This is a genomic window from Ruegeria alba, assembly GCF_022321465.1.
GTDB classification, from domain to species: Bacteria; Pseudomonadota; Alphaproteobacteria; order Rhodobacterales; family Rhodobacteraceae; genus Ruegeria_B; species Ruegeria_B alba.
This window is the reverse complement of the sequence record NZ_JAKOEM010000022.1, coordinates 54,906-76,024: the sequence shown is the minus strand read 5'-3', so window position 1 is coordinate 76,024 and position 21,119 is coordinate 54,906. Positions and strand designations below refer to the sequence as shown.

The 21,119-nt window shown below is 62.2% G+C and carries 21 protein-coding genes; 7 read left to right on the top strand and 14 right to left on the bottom strand.

Annotation, left to right across the window (positions count from 1 at the left end; genetic code table 11):
- Positions 1-277 precede the first annotated feature (277 nt).
- The 6 genes from amaB to MB818_RS18620 all read right to left on the bottom strand — a co-directional run bounded on the left by amaB (position 278) and on the right by MB818_RS18620 (position 6,292).
- Positions 278-1,792, bottom strand: coding sequence for an L-piperidine-6-carboxylate dehydrogenase (gene amaB / locus MB818_RS18645; RefSeq protein WP_238906019.1), 1,515 nt, complete (start codon positions 1,790-1,792; stop codon positions 278-280).
- Positions 1,793-1,795: 3 nt separating this feature from the next.
- The gene (locus MB818_RS18640; RefSeq protein WP_238906018.1) at positions 1,796-2,902 is read right to left on the bottom strand and encodes a saccharopine dehydrogenase family protein; all 1,107 of its coding nucleotides are present in this window, start codon (positions 2,900-2,902) and stop codon (positions 1,796-1,798) included.
- Positions 2,903-3,017: 115 nt separating this feature from the next.
- The gene (locus tag MB818_RS18635) at positions 3,018-3,446 is read right to left on the bottom strand and encodes an Lrp/AsnC family transcriptional regulator (RefSeq protein WP_234140441.1); all 429 of its coding nucleotides are present in this window, start codon (positions 3,444-3,446) and stop codon (positions 3,018-3,020) included.
- Between the two features lie 52 nt (positions 3,447-3,498).
- Positions 3,499-4,482 carry a quinone oxidoreductase family protein gene (locus tag MB818_RS18630; RefSeq protein WP_234140437.1) on the bottom strand — a complete coding sequence of 328 codons (984 nt, stop codon included), beginning with the start codon at positions 4,480-4,482 and terminating at the stop codon, positions 3,499-3,501.
- Between the two features lie 69 nt (positions 4,483-4,551).
- Positions 4,552-5,535 carry an NAD(P)H-quinone oxidoreductase gene (locus MB818_RS18625; protein ID WP_234217573.1) on the bottom strand — a complete coding sequence of 328 codons (984 nt, stop codon included), beginning with the start codon at positions 5,533-5,535 and terminating at the stop codon, positions 4,552-4,554.
- Positions 5,536-5,611: 76 nt separating this feature from the next.
- Positions 5,612-6,292: a COQ9 family protein gene (locus MB818_RS18620; protein WP_234217574.1), complete on the bottom strand. Its 681-nt coding sequence runs from the start codon at positions 6,290-6,292 to the stop codon at positions 5,612-5,614.
- Between the two features lie 109 nt (positions 6,293-6,401).
- Between MB818_RS18620 and rpsU the strand changes: the two genes are divergently transcribed.
- From rpsU to MB818_RS22090, 4 genes are all read left to right on the top strand, one after another.
- Entirely contained in the window at positions 6,402-6,608 is a 207-nt protein-coding gene (rpsU, locus tag MB818_RS18615) for a 30S ribosomal protein S21 (protein WP_008207378.1), read from the top strand.
- A gap of 127 nt (positions 6,609-6,735) precedes the next feature.
- On the top strand, positions 6,736-8,079 hold the full coding sequence (locus tag MB818_RS22095) for an adenylate/guanylate cyclase domain-containing protein (protein ID WP_369426339.1): 1,344 nt from the start codon (positions 6,736-6,738) through the stop codon (positions 8,077-8,079).
- An 88-nt stretch (positions 8,080-8,167) separates the two neighbouring features.
- Positions 8,168-9,388 carry an adenylate/guanylate cyclase domain-containing protein gene (locus tag MB818_RS18605; RefSeq protein WP_238906014.1) on the top strand — a complete coding sequence of 407 codons (1,221 nt, stop codon included), beginning with the start codon at positions 8,168-8,170 and terminating at the stop codon, positions 9,386-9,388.
- 133 nt (positions 9,389-9,521) lie between these two features.
- Entirely contained in the window at positions 9,522-10,724 is a 1,203-nt protein-coding gene (locus MB818_RS22090) for an adenylate/guanylate cyclase domain-containing protein (RefSeq protein WP_369426340.1), read from the top strand.
- On the opposite strand, the gene MB818_RS18595 is transcribed toward MB818_RS22090, so the two are convergent.
- A complete protein-coding gene (locus MB818_RS18595) occupies positions 10,708-11,709 on the bottom strand; it encodes a DMT family transporter (RefSeq protein WP_234164917.1) in 1,002 nt (333 codons plus the stop codon). The genes MB818_RS22090 and MB818_RS18595 overlap by 17 nt on opposite strands.
- Positions 11,710-12,053: 344 nt before the next feature.
- On the opposite strand from MB818_RS18595, the gene MB818_RS18590 reads away from it, so the two are divergent.
- Positions 12,054-13,244 carry a CAP domain-containing protein gene (locus tag MB818_RS18590; RefSeq protein WP_238906010.1) on the top strand — a complete coding sequence of 397 codons (1,191 nt, stop codon included), beginning with the start codon at positions 12,054-12,056 and terminating at the stop codon, positions 13,242-13,244.
- On the opposite strand, the gene MB818_RS18585 is transcribed toward MB818_RS18590, so the two are convergent.
- Positions 13,245-14,423 carry a cytochrome P450 gene (locus MB818_RS18585; RefSeq protein ID WP_238906008.1) on the bottom strand — a complete coding sequence of 393 codons (1,179 nt, stop codon included), beginning with the start codon at positions 14,421-14,423 and terminating at the stop codon, positions 13,245-13,247.
- 106 nt (positions 14,424-14,529) lie between these two features.
- On the opposite strand from MB818_RS18585, the gene MB818_RS18580 reads away from it, so the two are divergent.
- Positions 14,530-15,042: a MarR family winged helix-turn-helix transcriptional regulator gene (locus MB818_RS18580; RefSeq protein ID WP_238906007.1), complete on the top strand. Its 513-nt coding sequence runs from the start codon at positions 14,530-14,532 to the stop codon at positions 15,040-15,042.
- Positions 15,043-15,122: 80 nt separating this feature from the next.
- Here MB818_RS18580 and MB818_RS18575 read toward each other — a convergent pair whose 3' ends face one another.
- From MB818_RS18575 to MB818_RS18565, 3 genes are all read right to left on the bottom strand, one after another.
- Entirely contained in the window at positions 15,123-15,986 is an 864-nt protein-coding gene (locus MB818_RS18575) for a DUF302 domain-containing protein (RefSeq protein WP_234140420.1), read from the bottom strand.
- Positions 15,987-16,073: 87 nt separating this feature from the next.
- Positions 16,074-16,991, bottom strand: coding sequence for a polyphosphate kinase 2 (gene ppk2 / locus MB818_RS18570; RefSeq protein WP_234140417.1), 918 nt, complete (start codon positions 16,989-16,991; stop codon positions 16,074-16,076).
- Positions 16,992-17,153: 162 nt separating this feature from the next.
- Positions 17,154-17,612, bottom strand: coding sequence for an Lrp/AsnC family transcriptional regulator (locus tag MB818_RS18565; protein ID WP_234140414.1), 459 nt, complete (start codon positions 17,610-17,612; stop codon positions 17,154-17,156).
- A 139-nt stretch (positions 17,613-17,751) separates the two neighbouring features.
- On the opposite strand from MB818_RS18565, the gene ald reads away from it, so the two are divergent.
- Positions 17,752-18,876 carry an alanine dehydrogenase gene (gene ald / locus MB818_RS18560; protein ID WP_234178040.1) on the top strand — a complete coding sequence of 375 codons (1,125 nt, stop codon included), beginning with the start codon at positions 17,752-17,754 and terminating at the stop codon, positions 18,874-18,876.
- A gap of 136 nt (positions 18,877-19,012) precedes the next feature.
- Here ald and MB818_RS18555 read toward each other — a convergent pair whose 3' ends face one another.
- The 3 genes from MB818_RS18555 to rlmH all read right to left on the bottom strand — a co-directional run bounded on the left by MB818_RS18555 (position 19,013) and on the right by rlmH (position 21,074).
- Entirely contained in the window at positions 19,013-19,945 is a 933-nt protein-coding gene (locus MB818_RS18555) for a tetratricopeptide repeat protein (protein WP_238906006.1), read from the bottom strand.
- Positions 19,946-20,114: 169 nt separating this feature from the next.
- Entirely contained in the window at positions 20,115-20,600 is a 486-nt protein-coding gene (locus MB818_RS18550) for a flavodoxin family protein (RefSeq protein WP_234140411.1), read from the bottom strand.
- A gap of 3 nt (positions 20,601-20,603) precedes the next feature.
- Positions 20,604-21,074, bottom strand: a complete 471-nt coding sequence (rlmH, locus tag MB818_RS18545; protein ID WP_238906004.1) for a 23S rRNA (pseudouridine(1915)-N(3))-methyltransferase RlmH — start codon at positions 21,072-21,074, stop codon at positions 20,604-20,606.
- Positions 21,075-21,119: the final 45 nt, after the last annotated feature.

Genomic DNA, 21,119 nt, shown 5'->3' with positions numbered 1-21,119 from the left:
CGCAGCACCTCAGCGCCGCCGGTGAAGGGGGTTCTAGGCCCAACCAAAAAGAGTCGCAAGCACAAAAATACAAAAATAGAAAAAAATTGAAAAACAATCTATATGTCTGATTTAATTATACTTTATGGCCTTCGAGCCTAGGAGAACGAGTAGCTGCAGGCTCACCGTTTCGAAATAGTCCAAGCAACCGCTATTCGGGGCCTCGCCAATCCTACCGGCGAAGCGTGACCGCCTGCTCCCCGGCCCCGCCCTTAGGCGGGGCCGGGGTCATTCAGAATTAGATGTCGAACTTCACGCCCTGAGCAAGCGGCAGGTCAGCGGAATAGTTCACGGTATTTGTTTGTCGGCGCATATAAGCTTTCCACGCGTCCGAGCCACTCTCTCGACCGCCACCAGTTTCCTTTTCACCGCCGAAAGCTCCGCCGATTTCGGCCCCTGAGGGGCCGATGTTCACATTGGCAATGCCGCAATCCGAACCCGCCGCCGACAGGAACTGCTCAGCTTCGCGCATGTTCAGTGTGAATACACAAGAGCTGAGGCCCTGAGGGACGTCGTTCTGGATATGAATCGCCTCTTCGAAACTATCATAACCCATCACATAAAGGATCGGCGCAAAGGTCTCGGTCTTTACGGTGGCGCTCTGTCCCGGCATTTCGACGATCGCGGGTTGCATGTAGACACCACCCGCAGGCATGCCCTCGGTGACACGCGCGCCGCCAAAGACAACACCGCCTTCAGCCTGGGCCAATTTCAGCGCCGCAGTCATCGCGTTGCCAGATGCCTCATCCACCAGCGGCCCAATCAACGTGCCTTCGGTCAGCGGGTTGCCGATCGGCAAACCTGCATAAGCCTTCTTCAAACGCGCGACCAACTCGTCCTTGATCGAGTTATGCGCGATCAAGCGGCGCAGCGTGGTACAGCGCTGACCCGCGGTTCCCACCGCCGAGAACACGATGGCGCGAACCGCCATTTCCAGATCGGCCGAGGGGCCAACGATCATCGCATTGTTGCCGCCCAGCTCCAGAATGCACTTGCCGAACCGTGCCGCCACAATGGGCGCCACGGCACGACCCATGCGCGTCGAACCGGTGGCCGAGATGATCGGCACGTCCTCGCTCTCGACCAATGCCTTGCCCAGATCGGCCCCACCGATCAGGGTCTGCAACAGCCTCTCGGGCGCATCGCCGAACCGTGCGACCGCCCTGTCAAAGATCTTCTGACAGGCGAGCGCCGTCAGCGGGGTCTTTTCCGACGGCTTCCAGATCACCGGATCGCCGCAGACAATCGCCAGCGCTGCATTCCAGGACCAGACGGCAACGGGAAAGTTGAAGGCCGAGATCACGCCGACCGGTCCGGCCGGATGCCAGGTTTCCATCATCCGGTGACCCGGACGCTCGCTGGCGATGGTCAGCCCGTAAAGCTGCCGCGACAGGCCGACGGCGAAATCGCAGATGTCGATCATCTCCTGCACTTCGCCCAACCCTTCGGAGGTGATCTTGCCCGCCTCCCAACTGACCAGCGCGCCCAGCGCCTCTTTCGAGGCACGCAGTTCTTCGCCCAGCAGGCGGATCAACTCACCCCGACGCGGCGCGGGTACACTGCGCCAGATCTTGAAGGCCGATTTAGCCCGGTCCAGCACAGCACCCATTTCGGACAACGGCGTTTCGTGCACCTCGCCCAGAACACGGCCATCAATCGGAGAGGCGACGCGGATGCTGCCCCCGGTCAGATCGGCGGCACCAAGGCCCAGTTGCTGCAATACGGTTTCAGCGGTCATGACGATATCTTTCATGTTTCAAGCAGCCTTGTTCTGTGCAGTCAGATCGCCCGCCCGATACAGGCGGCCGAATTCGGTTTCGAGAAAATCGGCGAATTTGACCTGTTCCTGCCGGACAAACCCCTTGGCGGGCAGCGTTCCGCTTCGCATCAGGTCGACCACGCCCAGCACACCGGCGGCGGTGGTGATCTGGATCGCGCTCCAGACCTGGCCGTCGACGACGCGGGAATAGGACTTGTTGATAAGGCTCTTTTCACGCAGCTGGCCGCCGATCCGCCCCTTGGCGGTGCAATAGACCAGCACCACGTCCTGATCGGTGCGCGGCAGCGCCGTTTCGAAAATGTCCTTGAGCAGGTCGCGGCGACGCTCCAGACCCAGATCGTTCAGCAGCAGGCGCAGAATATCGCGGTGACCCGGATAGCGGATCGAGCGGTACGAGACCGCGCGCGCCTTGCCGTCCAGCGTCTCGGGCAGCGTGCCCAGCCCTCCCGAGGTGTTGAAGCATTCGTACTCCACCCCGTCATGGCCGAGGATCTCGTAATCCTCCAGCGGCGCGGTCTTGACCAGCTGGCCATTCACGATGGCATCGCAAGGGTTGCAGTATTCGTTGATCAGCCCGTCGGTGGACCAGGTCAGATTGTATTTCAGCGCATTGGTCGGATAGAGCGGCAGCGCCCCCACCCGCATATGCAGGCTGTCGATCTCGTCGAATTCAGCCGCCAGCGCCGCCCCGGCGATGCCGACAAAGCCCGGCGCCAATCCGCATTGCGGCATGAACGCGGTCTGGCTGTCCTCGGCCAGGGCGCGCACTGCGTTTGTTGCGGCCACATCCTCGGTCAGGTCGAAGTAATGGGCGCCAGCGACCTTGGCCGCCTTGGCGATGACCGGCGTCAGAAAGAACGGTGCGGCCGAAATCACTGCATCGAACCCGCCCAGCGCCTTGGCCAGCCCGGCCTCATCCTTGGCATCCACCTGTTTGGTGGCAACCCCCATCCGATTCAGCACCGCCAGCGCGGCCAGATCATGATCTGCCACGGTGACCGAGTAATGGGATGAAGTCTTGAGCAAAGCGGCGATCATCTGGCCGATCTTCCCGGCCCCGACGACACAAATATTCCAGCGCATGGCACGTCTCCTTGATACTGACATCAGGATGGCGTGGCGGCTGTTCGATCTGTAGGGAGCAGAGTGTCGAAACGACTCGGATATCCGTTGTTATGACGGGTTTCTTGACATTATGTCAGGTTCGATCAATCCGCCGCCCAAAGACCACAAATGTATTTGTGCGCAAGATGCCGGGAATGGCCCCAACTTCGTCGACCAGAATGTCCAGATCCTCGATCCTGGGCGCCTCGGCCGAGAGCAGCAGGTCGTATTCGCCATTGATCGACAGGCAGAGTTTGATCTCGGGATAGGATTCGAGCCGCTTGACGATGCGCGTGGTCTCTTTCTGCTGCACTTCCAGCAGCACGACGACCTGAACCTTGCTTTCATCCTGGGGTTCGCGCAGCACCACGGAATAGCCCGCGATCACGCCGCGCGCCTCCATCCGGGTGATGCGTTCGTGCACGGTGGTGCGGGCCACGCCCAGGCGCGCGGCGATCTTGGTGGTCGATTCGCGCGCATTGTGTTGCAGCGCCGCGACGATCTGACGGTCAAGCTGATCCATGCCACTTCCTTGCCCCGCCGGATGGGGCGGCGCAAGGATTATCACGTATGGCTTACAGTTCCAGAATGGTGCTGCCGGTGGTCTGGCGCGCTTCAAGTGCGCGATGGGCATCGGCCACCCGATCCAGCGGGAAACGCTGGTCGATCCGGATCTTGACCTCGCCGCCCGTCACCTTGCCAAACAGACGCCGCGCCATCGCCTGACAGGCGGCATGGTCGGCAATATGGGTAAAGAGCGTCGGGCGGGTGATCTTCAGACTGCCCTTTTGACCAAGGATACCAATGCTGATTGGCGGCACCGGCCCCGAGGCATTGCCAAAGGAAATCATCATGCCCAGTGGCTTGAGGCAGTCCAGCGACCCTTCGAACGTGTCCGCGCCGATCGAATCCATCACCACGTCGACACCCTTGCCACCGGTCAGCTCTCGTACCCGATCGGTGAAATTCTCGGTCCGGTAATTGATGACATGCGTCGCGCCATGCGCCTTGGCCAGCGCGCATTTCTCGTCGCTGCCCGCTGTGCCGATCAGGGTGATGCCTTCGGATTTGGCCCATTGGCAGGCGATCAGGCCAACGCCGCCCGCCGCCGCATGGAACAGCACGGTATCGCCCCGCGACAAAGGCGTGGTGCGATGGAAGAGGTAGTCGACCGTCAACCCCTTGAGCATCATCGCGGCCGCCTGATCGAAGGAGATCTCGTCAGGCAGCGGGCAGACCTGCGCCGCCGGCATCACCCGCGCCTCGGTATAGGCCCCCGGAGGGGTGGCGGCATAAGCGGCCCGGTCGCCCGGTTTCAGATGAGTGACCCCCTCGCCCACCGCCTCGACCACACCGGCCGCCTCCATCCCTAGCGCATGGGGAAGCGCCAAGGGATATAGCCCCGTGCGCTGATAGACGTCGATAAAGTTCAGCCCGCAGGCATGATGCCGGATACGCAATTCTCCCGGCCCCGGATCCCCCACGGGCAGGTCACGCAATTGCAGAACCTCGGGGCCGCCAAAGGCCTCGATCACCACGGTTTTTGCCGTCTCGCTCATCTGGGTCCTCCCTCGTTGGGAATAACCCTAGCAGGCGCGCCCGCCGGGACAAGCCGGACGGGCGGGGTTTCAGGCGACCTTGAGAACGATCTTGCCGATATGGCCCGAACTTTCCATCCGCGCATGGGCGGCGGCGGCCTCGCTCAGGTCGAACTCGCTGTCCATGACCGGTGCAACTCGCCCCGCGTCAAGCAGCGGCCAGACCGCCTCGCGCAGGTCGCGGGCGATATCCGCCTTGGCCAGATCGCTTTGCGGACGCAATGTGCTGCCGGTCAGGGTCAACCGCTTGACCATCATCAGGGCAAAGTTCAGCTCGACCACAGGCCCCTGAAGGAAAGCGATCTGCACCAGCCGTCCATCCTCGGCCAACGCCTTGACATTGCGAGGAATATAATCGCCGCCCACCATGTCGAGGATCAGATCGGCGCCACCCTCGGCCCGCATCACCTTGACGAAGTCCTCGTCGCGATAATTGATTGCCCGTTCGGCACCCAGGTCCAGGCAGGCGCGACATTTGTCATCCGATCCGGCCGTGGCAAAGACCCGCGCGCCAAAGGCATGTGCCAGCTGAATCGCGGTCGTGCCGATCCCGCTGGACCCGCCATGCACCAGAAACCGCTCGCCCGCCTTGAGCCCGCCACGGGTAAACACATTGGACCAGACGGTGAAATAGGTCTCGGGCAGGCAGGCCGCCTCGCGCAGGGCCATGCCTTGCGGCACCGGCAGGCAATGGGCGGCGGGCGTGACCACATAGTCGGCATAGCCACCGCCGGGCAGCAGCGCGCAGACCTTGTCGCCCACGGCGACATCTTCGGCGCCGGGACCCACGGCGATCACCTCGCCCGAACATTCCAGCCCGGGCAGGTCGCTGGCACCGGGTGGCGGATCATAGGCCCCCGCCCGCTGCAACGCGTCGGGCCGGTTCACGCCGGCATAGGCGACCCTTATCACCACCTGGCCGTGGCCCGGTTCGGGCCGCGGGCGCTGGGTCAGCTGCAGAACCTCGGGCCCGCCGGGCTTGCTGATTTCAACCGCACGCATCTGCTGGGACATGGAAACTCCTGTAGTTTGCTATTTGCAATCATCGCGGCCGTGCGCTCATCAAGCGCTTGCGGGCGTTCTTCGCGCGTCAGCCCAGCGAGCCGGGCAGACCATCCTTGGCCCGTGGCGCCCGCATCTGCGAGGCCAACCAGTTGGGACCAGCCAGAAACGGTTTCAACAGCGGGTTCTTCTGCACATCCGCCTTAAACTTTTCGAACTGCATCACATTGTCGATGCGCCGGTCGAGGAATTCCCAAGTCGCCTCGTGCGCCGGGCTCTCATCCCCCAACCAATAGAGCACGGTCGCCGAATAGACCGCCGATAGCGTGGCACGTTTGGTATACCAGTTCACGTCGTCCGAGGTATCGCCCAACGCGGTCCAGATCGCATCGCAGGTCTGCCAGATCGCCTTTGCCCCTTCGCTCGCATGGGCGGGCAGGGCAAAGAGGGTCACACCACGGCGCACCGCCTCTTTGTCCTCGACCGCCTCAAGCCGGAACCGCACCGCCGCCGCAATCCGGTCGCGGAATCGGAGGTCCGAAAGATCTTCGGAGGCCAACCGCTCCAGCATCGCCGCATCGCCCCGCGCATGATAGGCCAGCGCCAGATCGACCGCCCCACGCGGGCAGATGGCGCGGGCGAAATCCATGTCCAGCCCGGCATCGGCGACCGCCGCACGAAAGGTTTCCTCGGTCCAGCCGTCAAAGGCGACATGGGCCAGCGCCGCATCCAGCAGGCGGTTCCGGGCCTCTTCATAGGTCAGGGACATGGGTGATCTCCTTGTTCTGATCCCTATCTAGACAACTTGGTCCCGCTTTGCTATACGGCGGGCTCCTGCAAATCCTTGCAACTCAACTTAGAAAGGTGGTGAAAACCACATGCAGGTTAGTGTTCGCGACAACAACGTCGATCAGGCGCTTCGTGCCCTGAAGAAAAAGCTGCAGCGTGAGGGTGTCTTCCGCGAGATGAAGCTCAAGCAACATTTCGAGAAGCCGTCCGAGAAAAAAGCGCGCGAGAAGGCTGAAGCGATCCGCCGTGCCCGTAAACTGGCACGCAAGAAAGCACAGCGCGAAGGCATGCTCTAAGGCATTCGCTCTCGTCCGGCTTTGGATGACACTATTTGACGACCCCCGTGGCCCGGCCTCGGGGGTTTGTCGTTTTTTGGGGTTTTGACCGTTTTGTACAGGCTCCGGCATCACATTTCAGCCGCTCTTGCCGCGTCGTCGCTGGTGCAAAAGACCTGACGCGCCGCGCGAGATTGGGCTAGGCTGGGCGCATTCGATCAAGGAGGCGCCGGATTTGGCGGAGGTTCAACCCGAGTTCACATCGCGATTGCCGCGCTGGCTGGCGTGGTATCTTGAGTATGGGCTGGAGGGGGAAGGAAAGCGTCAGCGGCGCAAACACTTTGCTCTGAACGTTATTTCACTTACCGGAGGTTTAAATACATCGGCCTTCGTAGCTGGTTATTTGCTTTTTGACTGGCGTCTCTGGCCAGCTGCTTTCGTCGCCAGCCTTGTTACATTTTTTTACCTCAGTTTGCCCGCTGTTTTTCATGCTCTGCCTAAAACACTGACCTTGCTTTACGTCGTATTGGGGTCGTGCGGCTTTTTCTTTTGGCTCACCTATCTTCTTGGATCGGGGTCTGGCCTATACTTTTTTCTCTTGATCGTTCCCGGCGCAATACTTGTGGTTCTCGGACCAGCGTGGCGCACGCACCTAACCACAGCTGTAGTCATTTGCTCTGGCACTATTGTAGCGATTCTTCTCATCAATGGGGAACCGGCACTTGCAGCAGGCAATTCAAAGAGCCTGCAGACCACATTGATCATTCTTTCTGTTTTTGGGACGTGCATACTTTCAATAGCGGTCGCTTATGTCGCTTTTCTTCAAGCCGAAACCGCCGAAGACGCGCTCGAAGCCGAACACGCCCGCTCCGAGGCCCTGCTCTACAACCTGCTCCCGACAGAGATCGCCGGACGGCTCAAGGACGCGCCCGATCAGACCATCGCCGACAGCCTCGACCACACCGCGATCCTGTTTGCCGATATCGTCGATTTCACCCCGCGCTCGGCCCGGATGGCGCCCAAGGAACTGGTGAGCTTCCTCAACCGTATCTTCTCGACCTTCGACGAACTGGCCGCGAAACACGGGCTGGAAAAGATCAAGACCATCGGCGACGCCTACATGGTCGCCGCCGGCCTGCCCCAGCCCGTTGACCGCCCCGTTCATCGGGTGGCCGAAATGGCGTTCGACATGCTTGCCGCCCTGCGCGCCCTATCGGATGAGATCGGCGAGGCGATCGAGATCCGCATCGGCCTGCACGCCGGCCCCGTGGTCGCGGGCGTGATCGGGCACCAGAAGCTGTTCTACGACGTCTGGGGCGACACGGTGAACACCGCCAGCCGAATGGAAAGCCACGGCCAGCCTGGCCGTATCCAGGTCACCGCCGCCGCGCGTGAGGCGCTGAAGGACGCCTATGACTTCGAACCGCGCGGGGCGGTCGAGATCAAGGGGATCGGCAGGCTGGAGACCTGGTGGCTGGCGCAAAGGACCTGACTCGCCGCGCGAGATTGGGCTAGGCTGGGCGCATTCGATCAAGGAGGCGCCGGATTTGGCAGAGGTTCAACCCGAGTTCACATCGCGATTGCCGCGCTGGCTGGCGTGGTATCTTGAGTATGGGGTTGAAGGAAAAACAAAGCGTGATCAGCGACGGCAATTCACGGGCAATGTGATAATGGCTTTGTCGGTTCTCACGTCTGTTCTCTATTCTGGCGGCTTTTTCCTCTATGACCCGGAACTATGGCCAACTTGTGCGGTAGCGGTGGCCTTGGGAGTGCAGTTCTTCATTCTGCCGTTTGCCTTCAATCGCTACCCAAATGCAACAATTGCGCTCAGCACGGTGTTTTCCTGCGCTGCCTTTTCGTTTCAGACTTACCTGGTCGGGACTGAAACAGGGCTTTACCTTTACCTTCTGCTGATACCCGCAATCTGGCTTGCAGTTCTTGGACCCGGAAAACCGATTCATCTTTTTTCGACGACACTGATTGGAATCGTAGCCATCCTGTTAAGTGTGTTCTGTTTCGGCGCGCCAGCTCTTCAAGCGGCACAGCAGCCAATTCTACAGGCGCTGCTGATGTCAACTTCAGTCATTTGGGTCGGCCTGCTCATTCTGGCGTTCGGATATGTCGCGTTTCAGCGCGCCGAGCGCGCCGAAGACGCGCTCGAAGCCGAACATGCCCGCTCCGAGGCCCTGCTCTACAACCTGCTCCCCACCGAGATCGCCGCCCGCCTCAAGGACGCCCCCGACCAGACCATCGCCGACAGCCTCGACCACACCGCGATCCTTTTTGCCGATATCGTCGATTTCACCCCGCGCTCGGCCCGGATGACACCCGAGGACTTGGTGAGCTTCCTCAACCGCATCTTCTCTACCTTCGACGAACTGGCCGCGAAACACGGGCTGGAAAAGATCAAGACCATCGGCGATGCCTACATGGTCGCAGCCGGTCTGCCTCACCCGATCGACCGCCCCGTTCATCGGGTGGCCGAAATGGCGTTCGACATGCTGGATGCCCTGAGGGACCTCTCCGCTGAACTGAACGACCCCATCGACATCCGCATCGGACTGCACGCTGGCCCCGTGGTCGCGGGCGTGATCGGGCACCAGAAGCTGTTCTACGACGTCTGGGGCGACACGGTGAACACCGCCAGCCGGATGGAAAGCCACGGCCAGCCTGGTCGTATTCAGGTCACCGCTGCCGCGCGTGAGGCGCTGAAGAACGCCTACGATTTCGACCCGCGCGGGGCGGTCGAGATCAAGGGGATCGGCAGGCTGGAGACCTGGTGGCTGGTGCAAAGGACCTGACTCGCCGCGCGAGATTGGGCTAGGCTGGGCGCATTCGATCAAGGAGGCGCCGGATTTGGCGGAGGTTCAACCCGAGTTCACATCCCGATTGCCGCGCTGGCTGGCGTGGTATCTTGAGTATGGGCTGGCAGGAATGAACAAACACGAACGAAGGCAGAAGCGCGCGCAATATGCTGTGAACCTTTTCAGCCTTCTGGCATTCATGAACGCTTACCTTTTCGCTGCGGCGTACCTTATGATTGATCTTATGCTGTGGCCGGCGGCAATCGTAAGCGCCACCTTTGGAGCGTCGTTTCTGCAAGGCCCCTTTATCTATGCAAAGAGCCCGGCACGGATGGCTGTACTGTCCACGGCCTCCAGCTGTGTGCATTACCCGCTTTTGACTTACCTGCTAGGTGCAGACTCGGGTATTCAGCTATTCATGCTGACTGGCCCATCGGTTATGAATTTGGGCTTAGGAACAACAAGACTTCGATTGTCCATCGCGCTCACTGCGATCTTAGTTGGGACGTTATTGGGCTGCTTTGTCTTTCTGGAAGAAGCCGCTCTTCTACCCGCCCGAGAAGCTTTTGCACAAACAATCTTGTTGATTGGCGTCCTCGCCACTACGGCGTCAATAATACTAACCATTGGACACATAAGTCTTTCCCGCGCCGAAACCGCCGAAGACGCGCTCGAAGCCGAACATGCCCGCTCCGAGGCCCTGCTCTACAACCTCCTCCCCACCGAGATCGCCGCGCGGCTCAAGGACGCGCCCGACCAGACCATCGCCGACAGCCTAGATCACACCGCGATCCTGTTTGCCGATATCGTGGACTTCACCCCGCGCTCGGCCCGGATGGCACCCGAGGAGCTGGTGAGCTTCCTCAACCGTATCTTCTCGACCTTCGACGAACTGGCCGCCAAACACGGGCTGGAGAAGATCAAGACCATCGGCGATGCCTACATGGTCGCTGCCGGTCTGCCCCAGCCGGTCGACCGCCCCGTTCATCGGGTGGCCGAAATGGCGTTCGACATGCTGGATGCCCTGCGCGCCCTATCGGATGAGATCGGCGAGGCGATCGAGATCCGCATCGGCCTGCACGCCGGCCCCGTGGTCGCGGGCGTGATCGGGCACCAGAAGCTGTTCTACGACGTCTGGGGCGACACGGTGAACACCGCCAGCCGAATGGAAAGCCACGGCCAGCCTGGCCGTATCCAGGTCACCGCCGCCGCGCGTGAGGCGCTGAAGGACGCCTATGACTTCGAACCGCGCGGGGCGGTCGAGATCAAGGGGATCGGCAGGCTGGAGACCTGGTGGCTGACCGCGCGCGGTGCGCCTATCGCTGACGCATGACGCCGAGGCCGCGCCGGCGGACGATGCGGCGACCGCGCATCGTCTCGCGGAACAGGATCAGAAGGCCCGAGCCAACGATCAGCAAGAGCCCGATCCAGGTGGACATCACCGGCAGCACCCCGAACACCACATAGCCCCATAGCACCGCCCAGGGCAGGTAGGTGTATTCGAACGGGGTGACGACGCTGGCCTCGGCCATGCGATAGGCCTGGCTGAGCGCGAAGAAGCCGATGCCCGATGTCACCCCCAACGCCGCCAGCGCCAGCCAGTCCATCGGCGCGGGCGCGATCCAGTCGCGGTAGAGGAAGGCAAGGCTCGGGTGCGGCGAGGCAGTCTCGAGTCCCGAGAACACCAGCCCCAGCACGGTGCCGCCGACGATATAGACCAGCAGGGTCACCAGCGTCATGGTGCCACCATTGGTGCGGTTGCCCAGTCGCCGGGTGGCGATGATCGAGACGGCATAGAACAGCGCCGCCGCCAGTGCCAGCAACGCCGCCGGTTCGAACACCGCCGCCCCCGGTTGCACGATCACCAGCACCCCCGCCATGCCGAGAAGCACCGCCAGCCAGCGCCAGATGCCGATCCGCTCGCCCAGGAACACCGCCGCCAACAGGGTGACAAAGATGGGGGTGGAGAAGGTAATGGCGGCGGTCTCGGCCAGACCGATGGCGGCCAGCGCCATGTAATAGACGAGATAGGAGGAAAACGCCGCCACCGCACGGGTCAGTTGCAACGGCCACGACCCGATCTTGAGTGGCCAGGGCGCGCCTTCGTAACGGGCCATCGCAAGCGCAACCGGCAGGGCAAAGACCGAGCGCCAGAACACGATCTGATGCACTGCGAAATCGTTGCTGAGGCTCTTGATGATCACGTCCTGGATCGGAAAGATCGTGGTGGCGAGCAGCAGGAACAGGATACCTCTCAGCGTGGTCGCGCCCTCGGGCTGGTCCGCCCCCGCGGAGAGATTCGGATCGGCGGCGGTCATCGTGCATGTCTCCTGAGGCTACCGTCATCACGCCCCAGATCGAATCGTCGGTCTTGTCGCGGGGCGACAGGAGGGTCGCGAACCGGCCCCGTCCTGGCCGCCGGAGCCGGTTTTCTGCCGAACACAGGGTCGTGCGCGCGCGACGCTCCGCCGGGGCCGGATACGGGGTGTTGGCCGTGCACCTTCCCGCGCAGCGGATCGGCATCCTCTGGCAAGGCGGCGCCGCGAATCCCCCTTGGAAGCTGTCCGTCTATGCCGCCGCGCGCTCCTGCGCCAAGACGTAGCCACTCAACACAGCAACAGGACTTTTGACCATGTCACAGGCAAGTACTCTCGAAAGAGAAATGCTGGAACTTATCAATGACGAGCGGACATCGCGGGGATTGAACCCCGTCCAGCTCGAACTCAAGCTCAACGACGCTTCCGAGGATCACAGCCAGTGGATGCTGGACCGTGATGTGTTCTCGCATACCGGCGTCAATGGCAGCTCGCCGGGGGATCGTATCGAGAAGACCGGGTTCAAGTTCGAAGGCAACTCGATCTGGGCCGAGAATATCGCCTGGCAGAGCGAGCGCGGCGCGCCGGGCCTGTCGGATGATGTGCAGAACCTGCACGATTCGCTGATGAACAGCCCTGGTCACCGGGCCAACATCCTTAACCCCGACGTGACGCTGGTGGGGATTGGAATCGAGCGCGGTGAATTCGAAGGCTATGACGCCGTCATGGTAACCCAGAATTTCGCGCGTACCGATGCCGAGGTGGAATTGGATACAGGTGCGCCGACGCCCGCGCCCGAACCGACGCCTGAACCGACGCCTGAACCGACGCCCGAGCCAGAGCCGACGCCCGAGCCGGAGCCGACGCCCGAGCCGGAGCCGACGCCCGAGCCGGAGCCGACGCCCGAGCCGGAGCCGACCCCCGAGCCGGCGCCGGAGCCCGAGCCGACGCCGGAACCCGAGCCGACGCCGGAACCCGGAAACGCTTGCGACGGGGGCGATGGGCCGGATTTGATCATTGCCGATAAGGCCGGCGGACAGGCCCGTGGCAATGGCGGCAACGATATCATGATCGGTAGTCGCGGCATGGACATCTTCTGGGGTGATGCGGGCGATGACATCATGATCGGTGGCCACGGCAAGGACAAGCTTGCTGGGGGTGACGGCGATGACATGCTCTTTGGCGGCCGGGGCAAGGACATGCTCGCCGGTGGCAAGGGAGATGACTTCATAGCCGGTGGTCGCGGCAAGGACGTGATCGATGGCGGCGAAGGCGACGACCACATGCTGGGCGGCGCAGGGGCGGATACCTTCCACTTCTCGACCGGCAAGGATGTCGTCTTTGACTTCGGCGAACGCGGTCAGGCCGACATTGTCGATCTCGGCAAGGCTGATGGCATCGCCGACTTCGATGATCTCAAGGCCAACCACCTTAGTGAAGTGGATGGCGACTCGGTGATCACCGACGCGGCGGGCAACAGCCTGACCCTGTGCGGTGTCCAGATGGACATGCTGGACGCGCAGGACTTCCTGTTCTGATCAACCCTCCCGCGGTGCCGGTTCCCAGCGAACCGGCACCGTGATCGGACCTCGGAAGGCCCAGCCGCCGAACCGGGCCTCGCCATCCAGTGCGAGGCCCGGTAACCGCTTGAAGAGGAGCGGCAGCGCCACTTCTCCGATCAGCGCTTTTGATGCCCAGGCCCCGGCGCAGAAATGCGGCCCGGCGCCAAAAGAGATCGCCGCAGCAATATCCTGATCCAGGTCGAAGCGGTCTGGATTGGTGAAAATGCTTTCGTCGCGATTGCCCGATCCGAACATCAGAAACACCCGGTCCTCGGGCTCCAGTGTCACACCCTGCACCGTGGCGCGCTGTGCCACCCGGCGCGGCGACATGCCAATGGGCGAGATCCAGCGGGCATATTCCTCGAACGCGCGCAGCCAGGGTACGGCGCCCGACCGCAGCCGGGCCAGCGCCTCCGGGTGGCTGAGCGCCGCCCAGGCCGTGCCGGCGATGGCGTCGCGCGGCTCGTTCTGGCCGCCCGATATGGCCAGCTTGATATTGGCGCGGGTCTGCGCGTCGCTGAGGCCCGCGCGGCGCTGGACCGAGAGCAGCGAATGGTCCGGGGCGGCATCCAGCACCGGGATCATCGCGTCGATATGGGCGTCGATCGAGGCGGTGCAGTCGTGACAGCGCGCCTCGACCGCTGGATCACCCGCGTAATTGGCGCAGCCGTCGATCATGCCCTGACTGACCCGATCCATCTCGGCGGCGGTCATGTTGGTCAGCCCGGTGATCACCTTGAGCGCCTCGGCCGAGACCGGCATGGCATAGTCGCGCACCAGGTCGCAGGCGCCGCGCGGGGCCAGATCATCCAGAACCCGCTCGGTGGCAGCGCGGAACTGCGCGGTCCATACCTGTTTCACCGTCTTGGGCGAGACCGTGGGAAAGATCGCCTTGCGCTCGGCCATATGCGCCGCGCCATCCTTGCGCATCATGTTCTGGCCCATCAGCACGGTCATCAGCCCCTGCGGCTGGTCCGAGGAGAACACCTCGACCCGCTTCTCCTGCTCGAAAATGTCATCGCGCCGGGTAATCAGCGTTGCGCCCAGTTGCGGCACATAGGCGATGGGCGCCTCGGCTCGCATCCGTTTCAGATCGGGATAGGGATCGGCCCAGAAGGCGCCCGGGTCGATCTCGTAGACGGGTGCATCCGACATGGCGCGACTCCCTGTTGTCATGTCAACATTTGATCACTCTGCGCAGAGCCTGTTGTCGTGTCAACACAAACGCATTACGGTGCAACGGCATCAGGATCAGGAGCCCATGACCACCGACCTTTCCGACGACCTGTTCCTTGTCCACCCCGACGGAACGGCGGATGGCCCCGCCGCCGCAACGCTCAGTTTTACCCGCTCGCCCACGGTCCTGCTCACCTTTGCCGGTAACCGGTTCACTCGAGCGGCAGCGCGGCATTACCGGTCCGAATTCGGCATCGGCGCGATGGACTGGCGCATGCTGGTGATGCTGACGCGCGAGCCGGACAGCTCGGTCTCGCATGCCGCGCGCACCATCGGCATCGACAAGGCGGCAGTGAGCCGCTCTTTGCGACGTCTGGAAACGCTGGGGCTGGCGGCGGCCCGAGACGGCGACGAACGGCGCCGCCACTGGACCCTGACCGAGGCTGGGCGCCGGATGCATGGCCGTATCCTCGACAGCGCGCTGGAGCGCCAGCGCCGCCTGCTCGACGGCTTCACGCCAGAGGAGGTCGACGCGCTCACCACCTATCTGCGGCGCATCCTCGACAATATCGAAACGCTGGGCGCCACCGACCCCTAAACGCGCCCGCCTCTTCATTTCGCTCAAAATACTCCGGGGGGAGCGCCGCAGGCGTGGGGGGCAGCGCCCCCCTGCGCAGCCTATTCCAGCGCCTTGGCAAAGGTTGCGGTCAACCGTTCATCCAGCATCGCATGCGGCGGCGCCGAAGTGCCGTAGTGCAGTTCGGCCAGCGCCACGATACTGTTGAACAGCACCACCGAACCGCCTTCGGGCGCGGCATGGACAAAGAGTTTCTGGCAAAAGGCGTCGACGCCGATCGACGGGAACTTGGCCATGGCAACGCCACCGGGTGCCGGTCCGCCAAAGAGCAGAAGCACAGCGGGCGGCAGATCGACGCCAAGCGCCGCCGCCTCGGCGGTGAAATCGACCTCGCCGAACCAGACCGTATCGGATTGCGCGTTGACGATGGCGCGCAGGCGGGCAACGGTTTCAGGTACGTCATGGGCGCTTTGCAGGGTGAGAATGCCGTAACCGTCGGCCAGACCCTCGGTCGGCACCGGCACCGGCTCGACCCCGTCCAACCCGTCAAGCGCAGGGGCCAACGCGGCATCAAAGGCGGCCAGCGCCTCGGTGTCGTCGAGGCCATACCGACGTTTCAGGAAATCGGCGGATGTATAGCTCACCTGCACCGCGTCCGCCCCGGCATAGGTCAGCGCCCGGAACGGCAGATCAAGCCCGGTGCTGAGGTCCTGCGCCAACAGGGCCGAGTTGACTGCGGCGTCCGAGAACAGTTGGACCCGAGAGGGCGGCATCTCGACCCCCGCTTCGGCAGCGAGGCGTGCGTGGTCGATATCGACAACCGGTTCAAGGCCAGCTCGGCTCACACCGGCAGCAATCCGTTCGAAGGTCCGGTCCACAGCCTCTTGTGCCGGCGCCGCAAATGCCGGCGCCAGAAATGCCCCAAATGCCAATCCAACGATGGCCACCTTGCTTGCCTGAAACATGCGCGTTCTCCCGGTTTGATCGCTCCGATCTGCCTGTGGCGGTGGCGCGAAATGACAAGGACATTCGAGGCAATGAAACGCTCTGGGTCAATACACCTTTGGAACGTAAAGCTCGTCCGGCAGCACCTGGCGCTCGTAGTCGGGGTTGTAACGGCGGTCGGGCAGCGTGACCTTTTCGTGCGGGATGTCCTCGTAGGGTATCTTGGACAACAGGTGCTCGATGCAGTTCAGCCGCTCGCGCTTCTTGTCGTTGCCCTCGACAATGTACCAAGGCGCCTCGGGGATGTTGGTGCGCGCGAACATCTCTTCCTTTGCCTTGGTATACTGTTCCCAGCGGATCCGGCTTTCCAGGTCCATGGGCGACAGTTTCCACTGTTTCATCGGGTCATGCACCCGCATCAGGAATCGCAGCTGCTGTTCCTCGTCGGTGATCGAGAACCAGTATTTCAGCAGGATGATCCCCGACCGCACCAGCATGCGCTCGAATTCGGGAACGTCCTGGAAGAATTGTTCGACCTGATCCTCGGTGGCAAAGCCCATCACCCGCTCGACCCCGGCACGGTTGTACCAGGACCGATCGAACAGCACCATTTCCCCGCCCGAGGGCAGATAGGGCACGTAGCGCTGGAAATACCACTGGCTCTGCTCGCGGCGCGACGGGGCGGGCAGGGCGACCACCCGTGCAACACGGGGGTTCAACCGCTGGGTAATCCGCTTGATCACCCCGCCTTTACCGGCCGCGTCGCGGCCTTCCATGATGATCAGCACCTTGGAATTCGTATGCTGCACCCAATCCTGCAACTTGATCAGTTCGGCCTGAAGCCGCAGCAGGTTGCGAAAATAGACCTGCCGGTCAAGCAGGTCAGGGCGCTGATCCTTGTAGATCCGGCGGATTTCCATCGACAGCATCGGCTCGCTGAATTCGATCTCGAAATCCTCGTCCAGCGAATCCTCCAATTCGGCCTCGAGCCAATCCAAGCTGGGGTCGTCGGATTCATGGGTCAAAATGCGCTCCTCTCAATACAGTTGCTCCGTCTGCCCTTGCTGGGCGCGTATGACCCTTGCATGTCACAGACAGATGGCAATTTCGTTGCGGGAAATCAAAAACCGGCCACTGTTGGTGCAAATATGCGCCTGCTCCTTGCGGATGCAAGGGTGCTGCAATGCTCAGACCGGTAGCGCCGTTGTCTTGAAGACGGTTCGAAGTGCGAACGAGCTTTGCATCTGCGCCACCCCCGGCAGGCGGGAGAGGTGCTGGCGGTGAATGCGGGCGAAATCCTCGGTGTTTTCGGCCACCACCTTCAGGATGTAATCCGCCGTGCCGGCCATCAGGTGGCATTCCAGCACATCGGGGATGCGGGCCACCGCTTTTTCAAAGGCGTCCAGCACTTCGTCGGCCTGACCTTGCAGGGTGATCTCGACGAAAACCGTGGTGGGCAGGCCCATCTTGCGGGCATCCAGCAGGGCCACGTAGTTGCGGATATAGCCCTCGGATTCCAGCCGCTGGACCCGCCGGTGACAGGCCGAGGGTGACAGGTTGGCCTTGTCGGACAGTTCGGCATTGGACATCCGGCCCTTCACCTGAAGGGCGGTGAGAATCTTTCGATCTGTCGCGTCCAGGCTCATTGGCGCACATCCTTTGCAACACTTGGCTCAGAGTTCGAAGAATATCCCGAAAACTCTCGAAATGGCGAGTGGAGTTTCACAGAAATTGTTTCCCGTATCTGCCACATATTTGGGCAGATTGCGAACGGAGGACGCAGAAATGAAAATCGGATGCCCCAAGGAGATCAAACCTCAGGAGTTCCGTGTCGGCATGACCCCGAATGCAGCGCGCGAGGCTGTCTCGCACGGGCATGAGGTCATCATCGAAACCAATGCCGGTGCCGGTGCCGGGTTCGACAACGCCGCCTATGTCGATGCCGGCGCCCGGATCGTCGACACCGCGCAAGAGGTGTTTGCCACCGCCGACATGATCGTCAAGGTCAAGGAGCCGCAGGCCATCGAGCGCAAGATGCTGCGCGAGAACCAGCTGCTGTTCACCTATCTGCACCTGGCACCCGATCCGGACCAGACCCATGACCTGCTGGCCTCGGGCGCGACCTGCATCGCCTACGAGACAGTGACCGACCGCAATGGCGGCCTGCCGCTGCTGGCCCCGATGTCCGAGGTTGCCGGCAAGCTGGCGCCGCAGGTCGGCAGCTGGACCCTGCAAAAGGCCAATGGTGGCCGTGGTGTGCTGATGGGTGGCGTACCCGGTGTGGGCCCGGCCAAGGTTATTGTGATCGGCGGTGGTGTTGTCGGCACCCATGCGGCACGTGTGGCCGCTGGCATGGGCGCGGATGTGACCGTACTGGACATGTCGCTGCCGCGTCTGCGCTATCTTGACGACACCATGCGTGGCGAGTTCAAGACCTCGTATGCCTCCAAAGGCAACACCGCCGAGCTGGTGTCCGAGGCCGACATGGTCATCGGTGCAGTCCTGATCCCCGGTGCCGCGGCGCCCAAGCTGATCAGCCGCGCGCAACTGTCGACCATGAAGCCGGGTGCGGCGCTGGTCGATGTGGCCATCGACCAGGGCGGCTGCTTCGAGACCTCGCGCGCCACCACCCATGCCGACCCGATCTACGAGGTCGACGGCATCATGCATTACTGCGTGGCCAACATGCCGGGCGCGGTCGCGCGCACCTCGACCATCGCGCTGGGCAATGCCACCATGCCGTTCATGCTGGCGCTGGCCAACAAGGGCTGGAAACAGGCCTGCGCCGACGATGTGCACCTGCTCAACGGTCTGAACGTCCATGCCGGCAAGCTGACCTATTACGCGGTCGGCGAGGCGCTGGGTCTGGACGTCGTTTCTCCCAGTCTGATCGTGAAACAGGCGGCCTGATCGTCCGATCCCGATTGGTTCTCACTCCCTCCGTCGGCCCCGGCCGGCGGGGTTTTTCTTGGTCACGAGACGCTCGGCATGAAACCAGACAGATTTCAAACGGCAACGAGGTTCTCGGGCGCATGTGAACCAGGATTCAAAATCTCACCCCTTGATCCTTTTGCTGGTCACTGGCGCTCATGTGTTCGCGCGCGCGTTTTTCGGCCTCGACAATCTCGTCATAGGTCATCTCGTCTTGGATCTCTTCGAGGAAATCTGCCGTGTTACAGCCGTTCGCGTTTGAAATAAGGTACCACATATAGGCAATGGTGCAGTTCTTCGGGACGCTATCACCTACCGCATAGATATGTCCGATCAGGTATTGCGCCTGGGCATAATCTTGTCTCGCTGCCAAATGATACCATCGCAACGCCTCTTGCGCGTCCTGTTGCACATGGTCCGTGCCCCAGTGATACATTTCACCGATGTTCGTCTGGGCATGGGCGTATCCCTGGTCGGCGGCACGCAGATACCACCGCTTGGCCTCTGCCTCGTCTTTGTCCACGCCAATGCCCATGGAGTAGGCAATGGCCAGTGCGGTCTGTGCCCGCGCATTGCCCTGCTCCGCCGCGAGGCGAAACCAATGTGCTGCTTCCCGAGCTTTACTCTTGTTGAACAAGGCGCTGTCTGAGATCAGCGTGCCCAATCCGCATTGGCCGCTGGCATTGCCCTGCTCAGCAGCCAGTCTGTACCATCTCTCCGCCTCTGCCTCGTCCCGATCTGAAAAGCTGATCAGCGGCAAACGTGCGCTTTGCCGGTACTTGTTGTGTTTCATATCGCCAAGATTGACCTGGGCGTCTGCATTCCCCTGCTCAGCAGCCATTCGGTACAGGTCTTCTGCCTTGGCCTTGTCACGAGGTGTTCCAAGGCCTCTCCAGTACATGTTTCCAAGAGCGTTCTGAGCGGCGCTATCTCCCAGCTTCGCAAGTTCGGTCAGCAATTGAAACGCGGTCGGAAAATCACCCTTGTTGCAGGCGCCCATGGCCTTGAGAAAGCGATAGGTGTTACCCTTGGTATCTGGATCTTCCATGAAGCCTACTCTTTCGTTCTTTGCCTCCAGGCATGAAAACGTAACTTGATGGGAAATCAAAATAAATCCGGCGCTTGACGCGCTTCATGTCCATTTCAACAAAAGCTCTGCATGGCAGAGCAATCCCAGATCAAGCGACCTTCCTCACATCAGAGAGGCCGCCGGCAGATCAGAACATTCCCATCGCCAGACCCGCACCCAGCGCCTGACCCAGGTCGCGGCATTGATCAAGCTCGGCTTCGGGAATGTGCTTGGGCGCCAGAATCGCCTCGGGCGTTTGCGCATGGGTGCACAGGATCAGCGGCGGCTGAACCTCTTTCAGGCGCCAGCCGGTGGCGATGCGCGCCACCTGCCGGGCGGCGTTCTGCCCATCCGATCCGGCACAGATCATCTGCGCATAGGCGCGCCCCTCGATCCGTTCCAGAACGGGGTAATAGCAGCGGTCAAAGAAATCCTTCATCACGCCCGAGATCGCCGCCAGGTTCTCGGGACAGCAGAACACATAGCCACTGGCGCGCAGTAGCTCCTCAGGGCCTGCTGCCTCGGCAGTCAGCAGCGTTGTGGCCAACTCGCTCTGCGCGCCTGCGGCGCAGGCTTCGGCCATCTGGCGGCTGCCGCCGGTGCGCGAGTGATAGACGATCAACAGCTCTGCCATAGCTCACACCCGGTGATAGGGGCTGCCGGCCAGGATGGTCGCGGCGCGGTAAAGCTGCTCGGCCAGCATCACCCGAACCAGCATGTGCGGCCAGACCATCGCGCCGAAAGAGATCGAGAAATCCGCCTCGGCCCGCAGGTTGGGGTCAATCCCATCGGCGCCGCCGATCACAAGCGCCAGATCCTGACGGCCCGTGTCGCGCCAGCTGGCCAGCCTGTCCGCGAAATCGGGAGAGGATAGCTGTTTGCCACGCTCGTCCAAGGTGCACAGAACCGCGCCCGACGGCAACGCCTTGCGCAGCAGTGCCGCCTCGGCGCCCATGCCGGCGTTCTTCTTGTCCTCGACCTCGATCACGCGCGCGGGCCCCAGGCCCAGCGCGCGACCGGTTCTGTCGAACCGGGTCAGGTAGTCGTCGATCAGGGATTTTTCCGGTCCGGCCCGCAAACGGCCGACCGCGAGGATGCTGACACGCATGGGTCATTCGCCCACCGGCCCAGGGATCAGGGCCGGGCGGACGCC

Bases quoted from the DNA above. Each gene is read 5' to 3' on its own strand.
- amaB (WP_238906019.1), bottom strand. From the start codon at position 1,792: ATGAAAGATATCGTCATGACCGCTGAAACCGTATTGCAGCAACTGGGC.
- MB818_RS18640 (WP_238906018.1), bottom strand. From the start codon at position 2,902: ATGCGCTGGAATATTTGTGTCGTCGGGGCCGGGAAGATCGGCCAGATG.
- MB818_RS18635 (WP_234140441.1), bottom strand. From the start codon at position 3,446: ATGGATCAGCTTGACCGTCAGATCGTCGCGGCGCTGCAACACAATGCG.
- MB818_RS18630 (WP_234140437.1), bottom strand. From the start codon at position 4,482: ATGAGCGAGACGGCAAAAACCGTGGTGATCGAGGCCTTTGGCGGCCCC.
- MB818_RS18625 (WP_234217573.1), bottom strand. From the start codon at position 5,535: ATGTCCCAGCAGATGCGTGCGGTTGAAATCAGCAAGCCCGGCGGGCCC.
- MB818_RS18620 (WP_234217574.1), bottom strand. From the start codon at position 6,292: ATGTCCCTGACCTATGAAGAGGCCCGGAACCGCCTGCTGGATGCGGCG.
- rpsU (WP_008207378.1), top strand. From the start codon at position 6,402: ATGCAGGTTAGTGTTCGCGACAACAACGTCGATCAGGCGCTTCGTGCC.
- MB818_RS22090 (WP_369426340.1), top strand. From the start codon at position 9,522: ATGAACAAACACGAACGAAGGCAGAAGCGCGCGCAATATGCTGTGAAC.
- MB818_RS18595 (WP_234164917.1), bottom strand. From the start codon at position 11,709: ATGACCGCCGCCGATCCGAATCTCTCCGCGGGGGCGGACCAGCCCGAG.
- MB818_RS18590 (WP_238906010.1), top strand. From the start codon at position 12,054: ATGCTGGAACTTATCAATGACGAGCGGACATCGCGGGGATTGAACCCC.
- MB818_RS18585 (WP_238906008.1), bottom strand. From the start codon at position 14,423: ATGTCGGATGCACCCGTCTACGAGATCGACCCGGGCGCCTTCTGGGCC.
- MB818_RS18580 (WP_238906007.1), top strand. From the start codon at position 14,530: ATGACCACCGACCTTTCCGACGACCTGTTCCTTGTCCACCCCGACGGA.
- MB818_RS18575 (WP_234140420.1), bottom strand. From the start codon at position 15,986: ATGTTTCAGGCAAGCAAGGTGGCCATCGTTGGATTGGCATTTGGGGCA.
- MB818_RS18565 (WP_234140414.1), bottom strand. From the start codon at position 17,612: ATGAGCCTGGACGCGACAGATCGAAAGATTCTCACCGCCCTTCAGGTG.
- ald (WP_234178040.1), top strand. From the start codon at position 17,752: ATGAAAATCGGATGCCCCAAGGAGATCAAACCTCAGGAGTTCCGTGTC.
- MB818_RS18555 (WP_238906006.1), bottom strand. From the start codon at position 19,945: ATGGAAGATCCAGATACCAAGGGTAACACCTATCGCTTTCTCAAGGCC.
- MB818_RS18550 (WP_234140411.1), bottom strand. From the start codon at position 20,600: ATGGCAGAGCTGTTGATCGTCTATCACTCGCGCACCGGCGGCAGCCGC.
- rlmH (WP_238906004.1), bottom strand. From the start codon at position 21,074: ATGCGTGTCAGCATCCTCGCGGTCGGCCGTTTGCGGGCCGGACCGGAA.